This is a genomic window from Kineococcus arenarius subsp. arenarius (assembly GCF_050871845.1).
Lineage (GTDB): Bacteria > Actinomycetota > Actinomycetes > Actinomycetales > Kineococcaceae > Kineococcus.
Map to the genome: position 1 here is coordinate 29,135 of NZ_JBJLSE010000006.1, position 16,829 is coordinate 45,963.

The window sequence follows — 16,829 nt, forward strand, 5'->3', positions numbered from 1 at the left end:
GTCGTGGCCAAGCACCGCGGCGCGCGCGCGGAGACCGGCACCCCGGCGCTGCGCCTGCTCGCCGAGCGCGGCACCGCCCACACCGCGCGCCCGTACGAGCACGACCCCGCCAGCACCGCCTACGGCGAGGAGGCCGTGCGGGCGCTGCAGGAGCAGGGCCTGGAGGTCACCGCCGAGCGGGTGTTCAAGACGCTGCTCGCCGACGTCGACGGCCGGCTCGTGTGCGCCGTCGTGCCGGTCGCGGCGATGCTCGACCTCAAGGCGCTCGCGGCGGCGGCCGGCGGGAAGCGAGCCGCGATGGCGGACCCGGTCCGCGCCCAGCGCTCCAGCGGGTACGTCGTCGGCGGCATCAGCCCGCTGGGGCAGAAGACCCCCCTGCCCACCGTCGTGGACTCCTCCGCGGCGGGGTTCGGCACGGTGCTGGTCAGCGCCGGGCGGCGGGGGTTGCAGGTGGAACTGGCCCCGGAGGACCTGCTGGCCGCCACGGGCGGGCGGTACGCGCCGATCGCCCGGGGCTGAGCGCCGGCGTCAGTCCGCGGTGCGCGCCCAGTCGACCAGCGCGGACGACAGGGTCACCACCGCCACCACGCAGCTGAGCACCAGCGGCTGCACCAGCACCACCGCCCACGCGTACACCGACACGTGCGCCACCTCCGCCGGGTCGGACGGCGGCAGGACGCCGGCCACGGCCACCGTCAGCAGCGAACCGGCCAGCGCACCGGCCAGCGCGGCCAGGAGCACCCGCACCGGGTCGGCGCCGGCGGACCGCAGCACGACCAGGCCCGCCGCCACCCCGGCCAGCGCGGTGAGCACCGCGAAGGCGCCGTCGCGCGCGACCGGGTACTGGGCCGCCGAGAGGACCACCGGCTCCCCCACCATCCAGGCGGCGGGCCGGCGGGCCACGGCCCACCACAGCACCCCGAGCAGCGCACCGGCCGCGGCCTGGCCGAAGAGCAGCCCCAGCGGCACGCGCAGGGCGCGACGGGGCCGTGCCGCGAGCCCGGGACCCGCCGCCGCACCGGCCGTCTCGCCCGGCGTCACACCAGGCACGTCGGCCCGAGCAGCGCCTTGAGGTCGCCGAACAGCGCCGGGCTCGGCGTGACCCGCAGCGCGTCGTCCAGGCGCATCAGGGTGCCCGCTCCACCACCCGCCTTCGTCAGGCGCAGGCGGACCTCCGTGGTGCCCGGGTGGGTGGTCAGCACGTCGCGCAGGCGCTCCACCACCGGCGGGGTGCAGCGGGTGGTGGGCAGCGACACGGTCACGGGCAGGCCGTCGGTGGCGCTGACGTCGGGCACCTGCAGCTCGGAGGCGTAGATGGTGGGCACCTCGTCGCGGCGGTTGATCCGGCCCTTGACCACGACTACGAGGTCCTCGGCCAGCAGCGGGGCCACGGCTGCGTAGGCCTGCGGGAAGAACAGGCACTCGATGGCGCCCTCGAGGTCCTCCACCGTGACGATCGCCCACTGGTTGCCCTGCTTGGTGGTCTTGCGCTGCAAGCCGGTGATCATGCCGGCGACGGTGATCTGCGAGCCGTCCGGGCGGGAGTCGTCGGCCGTCAGGGAGGCGATCGAGCAGTCCGAGGCGTTGGCCAGCAGGTGCTCCAGACCGAACAGCGGGTGGTCGGAGACGTACAGGCCGAGCATCTGCCGCTCGTGGGCCAGCAGCTCGCCCTTCTCCCACTCGGGCAGGTCGGGGATCTCCACGGTGAACCCGGCGCCGGCCGCCGCGCCGTCGTCACCGCCGCCGAGGCCGGCGAAGAGGTCGAACTGGCCGATGGCCTCGTTGCGCTTGACGTCCACGACGGCGTCGACGGCGTCCTCGTGCTTGGCGACCAGCGCGCGGCGGCGGTGCCCCAGGGAGTCGAACGCCCCGGCCTTGATGAGCGACTCGATGGTGCGCTTGTTGCACACCACCGCCGGCACCTTGGTGAGGAAGTCGGTGAACGACTCGTAGCGGCCCTTGTCCGCGCGGGCGGCGACGATCGCGTCGACGACGTTGGCGCCGACGTTGCGGATCGCGGTCAGCCCGAAGCGGATGTCCTTGCCGACCGGGGTGAAGTTGGCGTCGGACTCGTTGACGTCCGGCGGCAGCACCTGGATGCCCATGCGGCGGCACTCGTTGAGGTACAGCGCCGACTTGTCCTTGTCGTCGCGCACGCTGGTGAGCACCGCGGCCATGTACTCGGCCGGGTAGTTCGCCTTGAGGTAGGCCGTCCAGTAGGACACCAGCCCGTAGGCGGCCGAGTGGGCCTTGTTGAAGGCGTAGTCGGAGAAGGGCACGAGGACGTCCCACAGGGCCTTCACCGCGGCGGCGGAGAACCCGTTCTCCTTCATCCCGGCCTCGAAGCCGACGTACTCGGCGTCCAGGACCTCGCGCTTCTTCTTGCCCATCGCGCGGCGCAGCAGGTCGGCCTTGCCGAGGCTGTACCCGGCGACCTTCTGCGCGATCGACATGACCTGCTCCTGGTACACGATCAGGCCGTAGGTCGTGGAGAGGACCTCCTCCAGGGCCTCGGCCAGCTCCGGGTGGATCGGAGTGATCTCCTGCTGGCCGTTCTTGCGCAGCGCGTAGGCGGTGTGCGAGCCGGCACCCATCGGGCCCGGGCGGTACAGCGCGCCGACCGCGGAGATGTCCTCGAAGTTGTCCGGGCGCATCAGCCGCAGCAGCGAGCGCATCGGGCCGCCGTCGAACTGGAACACGCCCAGGGTGTCGCCGCGCCCGAGCAGGGCGTACGTCGCCGGGTCGTCCAGCTCCAGGGAGTCCAGGTCGACGGGCTCCTTGCCGTTGAGCACGACGTTCTTCAGCGCGTCGTCGAGGATCGTGAGGTTGCGCAGGCCCAGGAAGTCCATCTTGACCAGCCCGAGCGTCTCGCACGTCGGGTAGTCGAACTGCGTGATGATCGCGCCGTCGGCCTCGCGCTTCATGATGGGGATGAGGTCGATCAGCGGGTCCGAGGACATGATGACGCCGGCGGCGTGCACGCCCCACTGCCGCTTCAGCCCCTCCAGGCCGCGGGCGGTGTCGACGACCCGGATCACCTCGGGGTCCGTCTTGTACAGCTCGCGGAACTCGCCGGCCTCGGAGTACCTCTTGTGGTTCGGGTCGAAGATGCCCGACAGGGGGATGTCCTTGCCCATGACGGCCGGCGGCATCGTCTTGGTGATCCGCTCACCCATCGAGAACGGGAAACCCAGGACCCGGGAGGAGTCCTTGACGGCCTGCTTGGCCTTGATGGTGCCGTAGGTGACGATCTGGGCGACGCGGTCGGTGCCGTACTTCTCCACGACGTACTGGATGACCTCACCGCGCCGGCGCTCGTCGAAGTCGACGTCGAAGTCGGGCATCGACATGCGCTCGGGGTTCAGGAACCGCTCGAAGAACAGGCCGTGCCGCAACGGGTCCAGGTCGGTGATCTTCATGGCGTACGCGGCCATGGAACCGGCGCCGGAACCACGGCCCGGCCCCACCCGGATGCCGTTCTCCTTGGACCAGTTGATGAAGTCGGCGACGACGAGGAAGTACCCCGCGTACCCCTTGGAGACGATGACCTCGATCTCGTAGTCGGCCTGCTTGCGCACGTCGTCGGGGATGCCGCCCGGGTAGCGCGCCGCCAGGCCGCTCCAGACCTCCTTGACGAACCAGCTCTCCTCGTTCTCCCCCTCCGGGCAGGGGAAGCGCGGCATGTAGGCGCCGGTGGACTCGGTGAACTCCACCTCGCAGCGCTCGGCGATGAGGAGGGTGTTGTCGCACGCCTCGGGGTGGTCGCGCCACAGGTGGCGCATCTCCGCGGGGCTCTTGAGGTAGAACTCGTCGGCGTCGAACTTGAACCGCTTGGGGTCGGCCAGGGTGGAGCCGGACTGCACGCACAGCAGCGCCGCGTGCGCCTGCGCGTCGGAGGCCTGGGTGTAGTGCAGGTCGTTGGTGGCCAGCAGGGGCAGGTCCAGGTCCTTGGCGAGCTTGAGCAGGTCGTCCTGGACGCGCTTCTCGATGTCAAGGCCGTGGTCCATGAGCTCGCAGAAGAAGTTGCCCGCGCCGAAGATGTCGCGGAACTCCGCGGCGGCCGCGCGCGCCTCGTCGTACTGCCCCAGCCGCAGGCGGGTCTGCACCTCGCCGGACGGGCAGCCGGTGGTGGCGATGATGCCCTTCGCGTACGTGTTCAGCAGCTCGCGGTCCATGCGGGGCTTGTAGAGGAAGCCCTCCAGGGAGGCCAGCGAGCTCATCTTGAAGAGGTTGTGCATGCCGGCGGTGTTCTCGGCCAGCATGGTCATGTGGGTGTACGAGCCCGAGCCGGAGACGTCGTCGCCGGGCCGGGTGGTCTGGTCGCCCCACTTCACGCGCGTCTTGTCCTGGCGGGCGGTGCCCGGCGTCAGGTAGGCCTCCACGCCGATGATCGGCTTCACGCCGTGCTTCTTCGCGGTCTTCCAGAAGTCGTAGGCGCCGAAGACGAAGCCGTGGTCGGTGGTCGCCACGGCTGGCATGCCCATGGCGGCGGCCTCCCGGAAGAGGTCGTCCACCTTCGCGGCCCCGTCGAGCATCGAGTACTCGGTGTGCACGTGCAGGTGGGCGAAGGAGTCGGCGGGTGCCATGGTCGGGCGCCTCCTGAGCGGTGCAGCGGGGGTGGTGCGGGAACGATCGTAGGCGGCCGCCCGGACACGTCCGGGGAGCCTCGCCGGAGCCGGGCGGGCCTCAGTCCGCCAGGCGCTCCAGCGCGGTGGCGAGGTCGGCCGGGTACGAGCTGGTGAACTCCACGGGCCGCCCGGTGCCCGGGTGCTCGAAGCCCAGCCGCACCGCGTGCAGCCACTGCCGCTGCACCCCCAGGCGGGCCGCCAGCGTCGGGTCGGCGCCGTAGGTCAGGTCCCCCACGCACGGGTGGCGCAGCGCCGAGAAGTGCACGCGGATCTGGTGGGTGCGCCCCGTCTCCAAGTGCACCTCCGCCAGGGCGGCGGCGCGGAACGCCTCCAGGACCTCGTAGTGGGTCACCGACGGCTTGCCCTCGGCGGTCACGGCGAACTTGTAGGCCCCGCCGGGGTGGCGCCCGATGGGGGCGTCGATCGTGCCGCGCAGCGGGTCCGGGTGCCCCTGGACGAGCGCGTGGTAAACCTTCTCGACCGTGCGCTCCTTGAACGCGCGTTTGAGCGCGGAGTAGGCCTGCTCGCTCTTGGCCACCACCATCAGGCCCGAGGTGCCCACGTCGAGGCGGTGGACGACGCCCTGGCGCTCGGCCGCCCCCGAGGTCGCGATCCGGTACCCCGCGCCGGCCAGCCCGCCGACGACCGTCGGCCCCGTCCAGCCCGGGCTGGGGTGGGCGGCGACGCCGACGGGCTTGTCGACGACCACGAGGTCGTCGTCCTCGTGCACGACCACCAGGCCCGGCACGGCCTCGGCCACGACGGCCGGCGCCGCCGGCGGGTCCGGCACCTGCACCTCCAGCCAGGCCCCCGCCCGCACCCGGTCGGACTTGCCGACCGGGGTGCCGTCGACGAGCACTCCCCCCGCCGCAGCGATCTCCGCGGCGCGGGTGCGCGACAGGCCCAGCAACCGGGACAGGGCGGCGTCCACGCGCTCACCCTCCAGGCCGTCCGGGACCGGCAGGCTGCGGACCTCAGGCACGGGAGCCCTCCCCCGCGCCGCGGGCGGCGCGCTCCTCACGCGCGCCGTCCAGGCCGACACCCCGCAGCGACAGCAGCGCGATGAGCACCGCCGCGGCGCAGATGCTCGCGTCGGCGACGTTGAAGATCGGCCAGTGCGGCAGCTCGAGGAAGTCGACCACGTGGCCCCGGGCGAAGCCCGGCTCGCGCAGGAGGCGGTCGGTGAGGTTGCCGGCGGCGCCGGCGAGCAGGAAGCCGAAGGCGAGCGCCCAGGCCGTGCTGCGCAACCGCCGCGCCAGCCACAGGGCCACGACGACCACCGCGGCGGCCAGCACGGTGAAGACCCACGTGCTCCCGGTGGCGAAGCTGAACGCCGCCCCGGGGTTGCGGATCAGGTGGAACTGCAGCAGCTCCCCGACGAGCGGCTGCCGGACCCCCGGCTCCAGGTGGGCGACGGCCAGCACCTTGGTGACCTGGTCCAGCGCGTACACGAGCGCGGCGACGGCCAGGGCCAGGGCGGTGCGGCGCGGTCGCGCGGGGGCGGGCGGCGGGGAATCGGTCATGACCCCGGCAGTCTCCCACGCCGCCCGGGCCGGGCGCGTCCGTCACCGCCCGCACCCGGCACCGGCCGCACCGCCGCGCGGCTGCGGGTGACCGGGGCTCAGCGACGCTCGCCGCGGGCCTTGCAGGTCACGCAGAGCGTCACGCGCGGGAACGCCTGCAGCCGCGCCTTGCCGATCGGCCCCGAGCAGGTCTCGCACACGCCGAACGCACCGGAGCCCAGGCGGACCAGGGCCCGCTGGGTCTGCTCCAGCAGGTCCCGGGCGTTGTTGGCGATGGTCATCTCGTGCTCGCGCCCCGTCGTGGCGGCGCCGTGGTCGACCTGGTCGTCGCCGGCGCCCTCACCCCCGGCGACCAGGGCGGAGAAGGAGCTCGTCGCGGCGTCCAGGTGGCGCGCCAGGCGGTCGACCTCGGCCTCCAGCTCGCTGCGGACCTCGGCCAGCTCGGCGGCCGTCCAGGCGTCCTCGGTGTCCTTGACGGGCAGTTCGCGCACCGCCGCGGCGCGCGCCGCGCCGCCCGAACGGGAGCGCACGGGCGCGTCCGCCGCCCCGCTCCGTCGCGTGGTCGCCGTCCCCGTCGCCGCTGTGCCCACCGTGGTCCCCCTCCGCTCGACGCGGCCGCCTGCCGCGTGCCGGGAACACTAGGGATATGACTGTCTGTAAGCAACTGGAAGCGGGAAGTGACTCACTTGTTCGCTGGCAGCGACCGCCACCCCCGCACGACGCGACGAGCCGCCACCCCGCAGGGGGTGGCGGCTCGTCGAGAGCGGGGCGGTGGCCCGCTCAGCCGGCGACGGCGTCGTCGGGCAGGACGCGCTCCGCCCGGCGCAGGTCCTCCAGCTGGGCCGCCATGAAGGACTCCAGCTGCTCGCGGTAGGCGCTCTCCCTGCCGTGCAGCTGCACGATGGCCTCCTCCAGCTGGCGGCGGCGCTCCTGCAGCTCCTGCAGGGTCCGGTCGCGCTGCGTCTGCGCCTCCGAGATCGTGCGCTCGGCGCGCTCACGGGCCGCCGCGAGGAGGGCGTCGCGCTGCTGCTCACCCTCGCGCACGTACTCGTCGTGCAGGCGCTGCGCCAGGGCGATCACGCCGGCCGCCTGAGCGGCGGGGTCGCCGCCGGGGACCGCCGCGGCGGCTGCGTGCGGCACGGGCCCCGGGGCGGGCGCAGCCCCGTCGGCGACGGTGTCGGCGGGGGCGGCCTGGTGGGCGTCGCCGTCGAGCGCCACCCCGGCGCCGCCGGACAGCTCGGCGACCTGCGCGCGGCACCCCTGCAGCTGCGAGCGGAGCTCGTCGTTCTCGGCGTGCAGGCGGCGCAGCTCGGTGACGACCTCGTCCAGGAAGTCGTCCACCTCGTCCTGCGCGTACCCCTCACGCACCCGCGTGGGGTTGAAGCGCTTCTCGACGACGTCTTCCGGGCTCAGCGGCATGGGGCTCACCTCTGTCGACGGCCGCCCCGGCCGGACGGCGCACGAGGCGACACCGTAGCGGACGGGCACCGCGGGACCACCGCGACGCGAGCACCGCCCGGCGGGCGCACCGCCGTCGGCGCGCGGCGGGGGCTCAGCCCCCGGCGGAGACGCTCAGGGCGCTGAACACGGACATGAGGATCGAGCAGAGGATGGCCAGGACCAGGAAGGCCAGGTCCAGCTGGACGGCGCCCAGCCGCAGCGGCGGCAGGACCCGCCGCAGCACCTTCAGGGGCGGGTCCGTGACCGTGTAGACGGCCTCGGCACCCACGAGCACGACGCCGCGCGGACGCCACTCGCGCGAGAGGGCCTGCACCCAGTCCAGGACCAGCCGGGCGATCAGGCAGAGGAAGAAGAGCAGGACGAGCAGCTGCAACAGCGAGAACACCAGGGCCACGCGACCATCCTGCCTGACGAGGGGGACTGCAGGGGGCCGCACGCGTGGGTCCACAGCCGGGGCACGGCCGGGACCCAGCGCTCAGGACTGGTTGAAGAACGTCCGCTCCGGCGGCCGCTCCTCCTCCTGCGAGGCCACCTCGACGTTCTGGGGCGAGAGCAGGAAGACCTTGTTCGTCACCCGTTCGATCGAGCCGTGCAGGCCGAACACCAGACCGGCGGAGAAGTCGACCAGCCGCTTGGCGTCGCTGTCGTCCATGTCGGTGAGGTTCATGATCACCGGGACGCCCTCGCGGAAGCTCTCACCGATGGTCTTCGCCTCGTTGTACGTGCGCGGGTGGATCGTCGTGATCCGGTGCAGTTCCGGGGCGCTGCTGACCTGCGGCACCACGTGCGCCACCTGCCTCCTGATCGGGGTCACCTGACCCGTGGTCTCCGCGCGGCGCTCCGCGACCGGAGTGTGGTCGACCGAGCGCCCCTCGGACCGGGCCTCGTGGCGCGGCTCCGGGCGCGGCGCGGGGTGGGCCCCGCGGACGGCCTCGGCGCGCACGGGCTCGGCCTCCGCCTCCTCGGCGTAGCGGTCGTCCTCGGCGAGGCCGAGGTAGACCATCGCGTTGCGCAGTGCGCCGGCCATCGCAGTCTCCTCGGGAGAGGTCGGTCCTGGGTCTCGCGCCGCGGCGACGGGCACCGGGCTGCCGCGACGTTACCGCGCGGCCGGACGCGTGCCCAGGACCGCGCTGCCGACACGCAGGTGTGTCGCCCCCGCCGCCACCGCGGCCTCCAGGTCGCCGCTCATCCCGGCCGACAGGTGCACCGCGCCCGGGTGCGCCTCGCGCACCCGGGCGGCCGTGCGCGCCAGCGCCGCGAAGGCGCGGGCGGGGTCCTGCCCGCGCGGGGCGACGGCCATGAGGCCGGCCAGCCGCAGCGCCCCCGCCGCGGCGACCGCGTCGGCCAGGCGCAGCACGTCCTCGCCGGCCGCACCGCCGCGCGCGGGGTCGACGGGCGCGCCCAGCTCACCGGCCAGGTCGACCTGCACGAAGCAGTCCAGCTCACGGCCCGCCGCCGAGGCGCCGGCGGACAGCGCCGCGACCAGGCGGGGACGGTCCACCGAGTGCACCGCGTGCGCGTAGCGGGCCACGGAGCGGCACTTGTTCGTCTGCAGCTGCCCCACGAAGTGCCAGCGCAGGTCCGGGTGGTCCGGCGCGAGCTCGGCGGCCTTGGCCGAGGCCTCCTGGTCGCGGCTCTCCCCCACGTCGCGCACGCCGAGCCCGGCCAGGGCGCGCACGTCGGCGGCCGGGAAGAACTTCGTGACCACCACCACGGTCAGCTCCGCCGGGGCGCGGCCCGCGGCGCGGGCCGCGGCGGCCACCCGTGCGCGCAGCCGCTCCAGCGCGCCGCCCAGCTCCGCGGCCCGGTCCGCACCGGGACCCGCGGCCGGGCCGGGGGCCGGGCCGGGAGCCGGACCGGTGGCGGAGCTCACGACCACTCCCTCACGGGAGCACCACGACACCGGCGCTGCGGCCGGTGACGCCGTCGCGGCGGTACGAGAAGAGGTCGGCCCGCTCGAAAGTGCAGGGACCGGGACCGGACGCCCGCACGCCGGCCTCGGTGAGCTGGGCGAGCACGCCGGCCGCGACGTCGACGGCCGGGGTGCCCCAGCTCGTGGTGGCGCGCGCCGCCGGCACGAGGGAGGCCACCTCGTCGGCCATCGCCGCGGGCACCTCGTAGCAGCCGCCGCACACCGCCGGCCCCAGGGCGGCGACCACCTCGCGCGCCCCCGCCGCCCGCATCGCGGCGAGCACCGCGGGCACCACGCCGGCCACCAGGCCGGGGCGCCCGGCGTGGGCGACGCCCACGACCCCGGCGGCGGGGTCCGCCAGGAGCACGGGGACGCAGTCGGCCACCACGACGGCCAGGGCGAGCCCGCGGCGGCGGGTCACCAGGGCGTCCGCGCGCGGCGGCCGCGACGGCACCGCGTCCACCTCGACGACGTCGGCGCCGTGGACCTGGACGGGCACGACGAGCTCGTCGGCCCGCACGGCGGCGCGCAGCGCGGCGCGGTGCGCGCCGACCCGCGCGGGGTCGTCACCGACGTGGTCCCCGAGGTTGAAGCCCGCGTACGGGCCGTCGCCACCGGCACCGGCCCGGGAGGTGAAACCGCCGCCCACACCGGCCGGCAGGCCGGCGTCCAGCAGCGGGACGCCCGCGGGGCTCACGCCGGGGGCACCCGCCGCGCCCGGGCCCCGCGCGGGGCCCGGGCGAGCAGGGGCCGGCTCACTTGAGGAAGTCGGGCACGTCGAGGTCGTCCTCCTCGGGCCGGGGCCGGCCCGGACGGCGAACGCCCGCGGTGTCGTTGGGCAGCTCGATGATGCGCGGCACCTGCACCGGGTCCTCACCGGGGACCAGCTGGGGCTGGTGCTGGACCGGCTGCTGCGGAGCCTGCTGCTGCGGCGCGTGCTGCTGCACCGGCTGGGGCGCGTACTGCGGCGCGGGCTGCTGCGGGGCGGCCTGCTGCGGAGCGGGCTGCTGCTGCTGCGCGTGCTGGGCGTACTGCGGAGCGGCGTACTGCGGCTCCTGCTGCACCGGTGCGGGGCGGTGCTGCGGCGCGTGCTGCGCCGCGATCGGGGCCTGCTGCTGCCACGGCTCGGGGCGCGTGCTGCGCGGGGGCGCGGCCGCGGGGGCCGGGGCGCGTCCGGGCACCTGGGCCGCCGCGCGGTCCCCGCGCGAGCGCACCGGGCTGCCGCTGTCGAAGCCCGCGGCGATGACGGTGACGCGCACCTCGTCGCCCAGGGCGTCGTCGATGACGGCGCCGAAGATGATGTTGGCCTCGGGGTGCGCGGCCTCCTGCACCAGGCGGGCGGCCTCGTTGATCTCGTACAGGCCCAGGTCCGAGCCGCCCTGGATGGACAGCAGCACGCCGTGGGCGCCGTCGATGCTCGCCTCCAGCAGGGGCGAGGAGATGGCGCTCTCGGCGGCCTGCACGGCGCGGTCGTCGCCACGGGCGGAGCCGATGCCCATCAGGGCGCTGCCGGCGCCCTGCATGACGGACTTCACGTCGGCGAAGTCGAGGTTGATCAGGCCCGGGGTGGTGATGAGGTCGGTGATGCCCTGCACACCCGACAGCAGGACCTGGTCGGCGGACTTGAAGGCGTCCAGGATGCTGACCTGCTTGTCGCTGATGGACAGCAGCCGGTCGTTGGGGATGACGATGAGGGTGTCCACCTCGTCGCGCAGCTCGGCGATGCCGGACTCCGCGGAGTTGGCGCGCCGCCGCCCCTCGAAGGTGAAGGGGCGCGTCACCACGCCGATGGTCAGGGCGCCCAGCGAGCGGGCGATGCGCGCCACGACGGGCGCCCCGCCGGTGCCGGTGCCGCCGCCCTCGCCGGCCGTCACGAAGACCATGTCGGCGCCCTTGAGGACCTCCTCGATCTCCTCGGCGTGGTCCTCGGCGGCCTTGCGGCCCACCTCGGGGTCCGCACCGGCGCCCAGGCCGCGCGTGAGCTCGCGGCCGACGTCGAGCTTGACGTCGGCGTCGCTCATGAGCAGCGCCTGCGCGTCGGTGTTGACGGCGATGAACTCGACGCCCTTGAGGCCGACCTCGATCATCCGGTTGACCGCGTTCACCCCGCCGCCGCCGACGCCGACGACCTTGATGACCGCTAGGTAGTTCTGCGGAGCTGCCACGTCGAGTGCCTCTCGCCTCTTTCGCCGATGCCACCCGGGGACGGCACGCCGTTCCCGGTGAAACGCTGACCCTCAGGTAGAGGGTTAACGTTATGTCATTTCCTGTTGGTGGGTGACCGTAGGGAGCGAAAGGCCCCCGGTGCAACTGCCGCCCCGGCGTGTCGCGCTGCCACACCGCCCGCGGGGGGCGACCACCCGTTCGGCCCCGGTCCAGCCGAGCGCGCACGAGACCCCCGCCCCGGCCCCCGCCGGGGCGCGCGGGGCGGGGGCGGGGCAGCCCTCACGCGGCCGGGCGCACCGCCGGCGCGTCGGGTGCGGAGACGTCCACCACGGCCGCCTCGGCGACCGCCGGCTCCTGCAGCAGCCGCAGCAGGACCTGGGCCTTGCGCTCGGGGCGGCTCGCGTCCCCCCACACCACCTCGGGACCCTCGGCGAGCTGCAGCCGCACCGAGTCGGGGCTGTCGGCGGTGATCGAGGTGACCCGGGTCCGGACCTCGCCGGACAGCGACCCGTTGACCTCCAGCGCCGCGCGCAGGGCACCCGGCCGGGCGGCGTCCACGTCCACGCTCAGCAGCGGCACACCCGCCGGTGCGGCGTCGGCGTGCTGCAGGACCCGGCCCTCGGCGTCCACCAGGTCCACCCCGCCGGAGGTGGAGGGCACGGCCGCGACGGCCTGCCGCTCGTGAAGCCGCACCACGAGCGCGGCGGGCCAGGAGCGCTGCACGTCCACCGACTCCACCAGCGGCAGCGCACTCTCCACGCGCTGCGCCAGCGCCCCGGTGTCCAGGGCCGCCAGCGCGTCGCCCCGGGCGTCGTCCACGAGCGCGAGGACCCGGGCGGGGTCGGTGCGCTCGGCCCCGGCGACACGCACCTCCTGCACGCGCAGCCACGGGGAGGCGAACGCCACCCACAGCAGCGCCGCGAGCAGCACCGCGAGGGCCAGCGCACCCAGCACCGCGCGGCGCCCGGCCCGCGGGCCCAGCGGGCGCCGGCGGGCGAGCCGCCCGGTCAGGTCCGCCACGCGCGCGCCCCCGGAACGGGCCGGGGCCGCGCGGCCGTCCGCGCGCGGGGCGCTGCGGGAGGAGCGGGAGGAGCGGGGCCGAGCGGGCGCCGGCGGCGGGTTCGCGGCGCGCACGGCGCGGCGGCGCTGGGCGCTGCCACCGGGGCGCTGCTGCGCACCCCGGGCAGGTGCGGCGGGCACCACCGGCGGCGCGGGCGGGCGGCGGGGCCTGGTGGGGCGGGTCACGGCTCCTCCGCCGCGGCACCGCCGCCCGCCCGCCGCGCCAGCAGGGCGAGCACCTCGGGTCCCAGCCGGGTCACGTCGCCCGCGCCCACGGTCAGCAGCAGGTCCCCCGGCCGCAGCCGCTCCGCCACCGCCGGTGCAGCACCGGCCCGGTCGGCGACGAACTCCACCCGCGAGGCCGGCAGCGGCACCGCCCCGGCGACCAGGGCCCCGGTCACGGCCGGGTCGGGGTCCTCGCGGGCCACGTAGACGTCCAGGACGACCACGTCGTCGGCCAGGGCCAGGGCGCGGCCGAACTCCTCGGCGAACGCCCTGGTCCTGCTGACCAGGTGCGGCTGGAACGCCACGACGACGCGTCCGGCCCCGGCCACCGCCCGCGCGCCGCGCAGCAGCGCCTCCACCTCGGTGGGGTGGTGGGCGTAGTCGTCCACCACGCGCACCCCACCGGCCTCGCCCTTGTGCTCGAAGCGCCGGCGCGCCCCGCCGAAGCCCGCCAGCGCGCGCAGGACCGGTGCCGGGTCCGCGCCCAGCTCCAGCGCGGCGGCGAAGGCGCCCGTCGCGTTGCGCAGGTTGTGCAGCCCGGGCACCGCGAGCCGCAGGGGCAGCGCGTGCTCGTCCGCGGCCGCGTCGGCGTCCGCGTCCGCGTCGACGTGCAGCAGGCCGGCCGGGCGGGCGCCGGAGACGTCGACGTCCGACAGGCGCACGTCGGCGTCCGGGTGGGTGCCGTAGGTGCGCACGCGGATGCCGGCCTGCCGCGCGAACTCGGCCAGCCGCACCGAGCCGGCGTCGTCCGCGCACGCGACGAGCGCACCGCCCGGCTGGAGCCGCTGCACGAACTCCTCGAACGCCAGGGCGACCGCCTCGGGGGTGCCGTAGTGGTCCAGGTGGTCGGGCTCGACGTTGGTGACCACGTCCAGCACGGGGGCGTAGGCGCGGAAGGAGCCGTCGGACTCGTCGGCCTCGGCGACGAACGGCCCGCTGCCGTCGCGCGCGCCGCCGTCGCTGCCCCCGGTCAGCTCGCCCCCGATGGCGTACCCGGGGTCGAGGCCGGCCTCCAGCAGGGCCACGGCGAGCATCGAGGAGGTGGTCGTCTTGCCGTGCGTGCCCGCCACCGCCACGCCCCGGCGGCCGACCATGAGCGCCGCCAGGGCCTCGGAGCGGTGCAGCACGCGCAACCCGCGCGAGCGGGCCTCGACCAGCTCCGGGTTGGCGGGGCGCACGGCGGAGCTGACGACGAGGGTGTCGCCGGGCCCGAGGTCCGCCAGGTGGGCGGCGTCGTGCCCGACGTGCACCCGGGCACCGAGCTCGGCCAGGCGGCGCAGCGCGTCGGAGTCGGCCGCGTCGCTGCCGGAGACGGCCGTGCCGCGCGCCAGCAGGAGCCGCGCGATGCCGGACATGCCGACCCCGCCGGCCCCGAGCAGGTGGACGCGCCCCAGCTCGGCGACGGGCACCGGCGCGGCGCCGGCCGTCCCGGGGGCGCTCACGCGGCCCCCCCGGCCCCGGCGGGGCGCTCCCCGGCGGCCTGGGCCACGAGGGCGGCCAGCCGCTCGTCGCCGTCCAGCACCCCGAACGCACGTGCGGCCGAGGCGGCGGCTGCCAGGGCGCTCGGGTCCGCGAGCAGCGGGACGACGCGCTCGCGCACGAACGCGGTGTCCAGGTCGGCGTCGGCCACGAGCAGACCGCCGCCGGCGGCGACGACGGCCTCGGCGTTGCGCCGCTGCTCGCCGTTGCCGATGGGCAGCGGCACGTACACCGCCGGCAGGCCCAGCGCGGTCAGCTCGCTCACCGTCCCGGCACCGCTGCGGCACACCACCAGGTCGGCGGCGGCGTAGGCGGTGCCCATGTCGTCGAGGTAGGGGTGCACGAGGTAGCGGGCGGGGTCGGTGCCCGGCGCCAGCGGCACCTCCTTGCCGCGGCCGCTGGCGTGCAGGACCTGCACCCCCGCGGCCAGCAGGGCGGGCGCGGCCGCGCCCAGGACCTCGTTGAGGCGCTGGGCGCCCAGGGAACCTCCCGTGACCAGCAGCGTGGGGGCCTCGGGGTCCAGGCCCAGGCGGGTGCGGGCCTCGCGGCGCAGCGCGGCGCGGTCGCCGGCACGGGCGAGGTCGGTGACCTCGCTGCGCAGGGGCATGCCGGTGTGCACCGCCCGCGGCAGCGGGGTGCCGGGGAAGGCGACGGCGACGTGCCGCGCCCAGCGGGCCCCGAGGCGGTTGGCGATGCCGGGCAGGGAGTTCTGCTCGTGCACGACGACGGGCACGCCCGCGCGGCGCGCCGCCAGGTACGCCGGGGTGGCGACGTAGCCGCCGAAGCCGACGACGACCTCGGCGCCGACCTCGTCGATGGCGCGCCGGGCCGCGGCCACGGCACCGCGCAGGCGGCCGGGCAGGCGCAGCAGGTCCGGCGACGGCTTGCGCGGCAGCGGCACGCGCGGCACCTCGGCCAGGCGGTAGCCGCGCTCGGGCACCAGGCGGGCCTCCAGGCCCTCCGCGGTGCCGAGCACCAGCACGTCGGTGGCCGGGTCGCGCCGGCGCAGGCGGTCGGCGGTGGCGAGCAGGGGGGCGACGTGGCCGGCGGTACCGCCGCCGGCGAGCAGGACCCTCACCGAGACCTCCTGGTGCGGCGCGGCAGGACGGCCAGCGAGCGGGCCACGACCGACTCGCGGGCCTTCAGGGCCTCCGGGGCGCCGGGTTCGGCGCGCGCGAAGGACAGCAGGATCCCCACGGCCAGCAACGTCACGACGAGCGCCGTACCACCCGCGGAGATGAACGGCAGCGGCACGCCGATGACCGGCAGCACGCCCAGGACGACGCCGACGTTCAGGCACGCCTGGCCGAGGATCCAGGCGGCGAACCCCGTGACGGCGAGCTTGGTGAACAGGTCCGCGGAGCGGCGCACCAGGCGCAGCGCCGCCAGGGCCAGGACCGCGAAGAGGACCAGGACGACGAGCGTGCCGGGCAGCCCCAGCTCCTCGCCGATGATCGCGAAGATGAAGTCGTTGTGGGCCTCCGGCAGCCACTGCCACTTCTCCCGGCTGGCGCCCAGGCCGAGCCCCCACCACCCGCCCGAGGCCAGGGCGTACTGCCCCTGCACCGGCTGCCAGCTGGCGCCCTGGATCTCCACACCGGAAGTGGCCGAACCGAACAGCCAGTCGTGCACGCGCGTCATGCGGTTCTCGCTGGTGACCACCAAGGCGGTGGCGACCGCGGCACCGGCGCCGCCGGCCAGGGCGAAGAACTTCACCGGCACGCCCGAGGTCCAGAGCATGGCGGCGACGATGAACATCATCACCATGGCCGTGCCGAGGTCGTGGGCCAGCAGCACCAGGCCGACCGTCGCGGCCACCGAGGGCAGCAGCGCGCCGAGCAGCTGCGCCGGTTCGTGCAGCCGGTCGCGCCGGCGCACCAGGGCGAGCGCGCAGGCGAGCACCAGGGCGACCTTGGCGGCCTCGGACGGCTGCGCGGACAGCCCGGCGACCCGGATCCAGTTGCGGTTGCCGCCCACCTCCCGGCCGATGCCCGGCACGAACACCAGCAGCTGGAGCAGGGCGGCACCCAGCAGCGCCGGCAGCGCCAGACGGCGCCAGGCGGTCGCCGGCACCCGGCTGGCCGCGACGAGCACGACGGCGCCCAGCACCGCGAACGTCGCCTGGCTCTTGAAGACGGTGAACTGCGACCCCGTGTCCTCCAGCGACTCCACGCTGGAGCTGGACAGCACCATGACCAGGCCGATGACGACCAGCAGGGACGTGGTCGCCAGCAGCACGTGGTGGGTGGCCAGCGGGGAGTCCAGCAGCCGCAGGCGCTCGCGCGCCCACTCCCCCGCCGCCTCCAACCACGCCGGACGGCGCCACGACCGGAACCGCTCGCCCGGCCCGGTGCGCTCGGCGGTGCTCAGCGCCAC

16 protein-coding genes are annotated in these 16,829 nt (G+C 75.6%); 1 reads left to right on the forward strand and 15 read right to left on the reverse strand.

Annotated elements, in window-relative coordinates; genetic code table 11:
* The first annotated feature begins 3 nt into the window (after nucleotides 1-3).
* Entirely contained in the window at nucleotides 4-519 is a 516-nt protein-coding gene (gene ybaK, locus ACRYM0_RS03060; RefSeq protein ID WP_432502010.1) for a Cys-tRNA(Pro) deacylase, read from the forward strand.
* A 9-nt stretch (nucleotides 520-528) separates the two neighbouring features.
* On the opposite strand, the gene ACRYM0_RS03065 is transcribed toward ybaK, so the two are convergent.
* The 15 genes from ACRYM0_RS03065 to ftsW all read right to left on the reverse strand — a co-directional run bounded on the left by ACRYM0_RS03065 (nucleotide 529) and on the right by ftsW (nucleotide 16,829).
* The gene (locus tag ACRYM0_RS03065) at nucleotides 529-1,041 is read right to left on the reverse strand and encodes a hypothetical protein (RefSeq protein ID WP_432502013.1); all 513 of its coding nucleotides are present in this window, start codon (nucleotides 1,039-1,041) and stop codon (nucleotides 529-531) included.
* Nucleotides 1,038-4,586: a DNA polymerase III subunit alpha gene (gene dnaE / locus ACRYM0_RS03070; RefSeq protein WP_432502015.1), complete on the reverse strand. Its 3,549-nt coding sequence runs from the start codon at nucleotides 4,584-4,586 to the stop codon at nucleotides 1,038-1,040. Before dnaE ends, ACRYM0_RS03065 begins: the two co-directional genes overlap by 4 nt.
* 100 nt (nucleotides 4,587-4,686) lie before the next feature.
* Nucleotides 4,687-5,610 carry an RluA family pseudouridine synthase gene (locus ACRYM0_RS03075; protein WP_432502017.1) on the reverse strand — a complete coding sequence of 308 codons (924 nt, stop codon included), beginning with the start codon at nucleotides 5,608-5,610 and terminating at the stop codon, nucleotides 4,687-4,689.
* Nucleotides 5,603-6,151 carry a signal peptidase II gene (gene lspA / locus ACRYM0_RS03080; RefSeq protein WP_432502019.1) on the reverse strand — a complete coding sequence of 183 codons (549 nt, stop codon included), beginning with the start codon at nucleotides 6,149-6,151 and terminating at the stop codon, nucleotides 5,603-5,605. The genes ACRYM0_RS03075 and lspA overlap by 8 nt, the downstream gene beginning before the upstream one ends.
* 98 nt (nucleotides 6,152-6,249) lie before the next feature.
* Nucleotides 6,250-6,681, reverse strand: a complete 432-nt coding sequence (locus tag ACRYM0_RS03085; RefSeq protein WP_432502021.1) for a TraR/DksA family transcriptional regulator — start codon at nucleotides 6,679-6,681, stop codon at nucleotides 6,250-6,252.
* Between the two features lie 250 nt (nucleotides 6,682-6,931).
* Complete coding sequence (locus tag ACRYM0_RS03090) at nucleotides 6,932-7,570, reverse strand: DivIVA domain-containing protein (RefSeq protein ID WP_432502023.1); 639 nt, start codon at nucleotides 7,568-7,570, stop codon at nucleotides 6,932-6,934.
* A 133-nt stretch (nucleotides 7,571-7,703) separates the two neighbouring features.
* On the reverse strand, nucleotides 7,704-8,006 hold the full coding sequence (locus ACRYM0_RS03095; RefSeq protein ID WP_432502025.1) for a YggT family protein: 303 nt from the start codon (nucleotides 8,004-8,006) through the stop codon (nucleotides 7,704-7,706).
* A gap of 81 nt (nucleotides 8,007-8,087) precedes the next feature.
* Nucleotides 8,088-8,639: a cell division protein SepF gene (locus ACRYM0_RS03100; RefSeq protein WP_432502027.1), complete on the reverse strand. Its 552-nt coding sequence runs from the start codon at nucleotides 8,637-8,639 to the stop codon at nucleotides 8,088-8,090.
* A 69-nt stretch (nucleotides 8,640-8,708) separates the two neighbouring features.
* A complete protein-coding gene (locus ACRYM0_RS03105) occupies nucleotides 8,709-9,407 on the reverse strand; it encodes a YggS family pyridoxal phosphate-dependent enzyme (RefSeq protein ID WP_432502097.1) in 699 nt (232 codons plus the stop codon).
* 88 nt (nucleotides 9,408-9,495) lie between these two features.
* Complete coding sequence (pgeF, locus tag ACRYM0_RS03110; protein ID WP_432502029.1) at nucleotides 9,496-10,221, reverse strand: peptidoglycan editing factor PgeF; 726 nt, start codon at nucleotides 10,219-10,221, stop codon at nucleotides 9,496-9,498.
* 58 nt (nucleotides 10,222-10,279) lie between these two features.
* Complete coding sequence (gene ftsZ / locus ACRYM0_RS03115; RefSeq protein WP_432502031.1) at nucleotides 10,280-11,689, reverse strand: cell division protein FtsZ; 1,410 nt, start codon at nucleotides 11,687-11,689, stop codon at nucleotides 10,280-10,282.
* A 280-nt stretch (nucleotides 11,690-11,969) separates the two neighbouring features.
* Nucleotides 11,970-12,935, reverse strand: coding sequence for a cell division protein FtsQ/DivIB (locus tag ACRYM0_RS03120; protein WP_432502033.1), 966 nt, complete (start codon nucleotides 12,933-12,935; stop codon nucleotides 11,970-11,972).
* Nucleotides 12,932-14,416, reverse strand: coding sequence for a UDP-N-acetylmuramate--L-alanine ligase (gene murC / locus ACRYM0_RS03125; protein WP_432502035.1), 1,485 nt, complete (start codon nucleotides 14,414-14,416; stop codon nucleotides 12,932-12,934). Before murC ends, ACRYM0_RS03120 begins: the two co-directional genes overlap by 4 nt.
* Complete coding sequence (gene murG / locus ACRYM0_RS03130) at nucleotides 14,413-15,531, reverse strand: undecaprenyldiphospho-muramoylpentapeptide beta-N-acetylglucosaminyltransferase (RefSeq protein WP_432502037.1); 1,119 nt, start codon at nucleotides 15,529-15,531, stop codon at nucleotides 14,413-14,415. Before murG ends, murC begins: the two co-directional genes overlap by 4 nt.
* Entirely contained in the window at nucleotides 15,528-16,829 is a 1,302-nt protein-coding gene (gene ftsW / locus ACRYM0_RS03135) for a putative lipid II flippase FtsW (RefSeq protein ID WP_432502039.1), read from the reverse strand. The genes murG and ftsW overlap by 4 nt, the downstream gene beginning before the upstream one ends.

Excerpts from the sequence above, each read along its gene's own strand:
- dnaE (WP_432502015.1), bottom strand. The coding sequence starts at position 4,586 with ATGGCACCCGCCGACTCCTTCGCCCACCTGCACGTGCACACCGAGTAC.
- lspA (WP_432502019.1), bottom strand. The coding sequence starts at position 6,151 with ATGACCGATTCCCCGCCGCCCGCCCCCGCGCGACCGCGCCGCACCGCC.
- ACRYM0_RS03090 (WP_432502023.1), bottom strand. The coding sequence starts at position 7,570 with ATGCCGCTGAGCCCGGAAGACGTCGTCGAGAAGCGCTTCAACCCCACG.
- ACRYM0_RS03100 (WP_432502027.1), bottom strand. The coding sequence starts at position 8,639 with ATGGCCGGCGCACTGCGCAACGCGATGGTCTACCTCGGCCTCGCCGAG.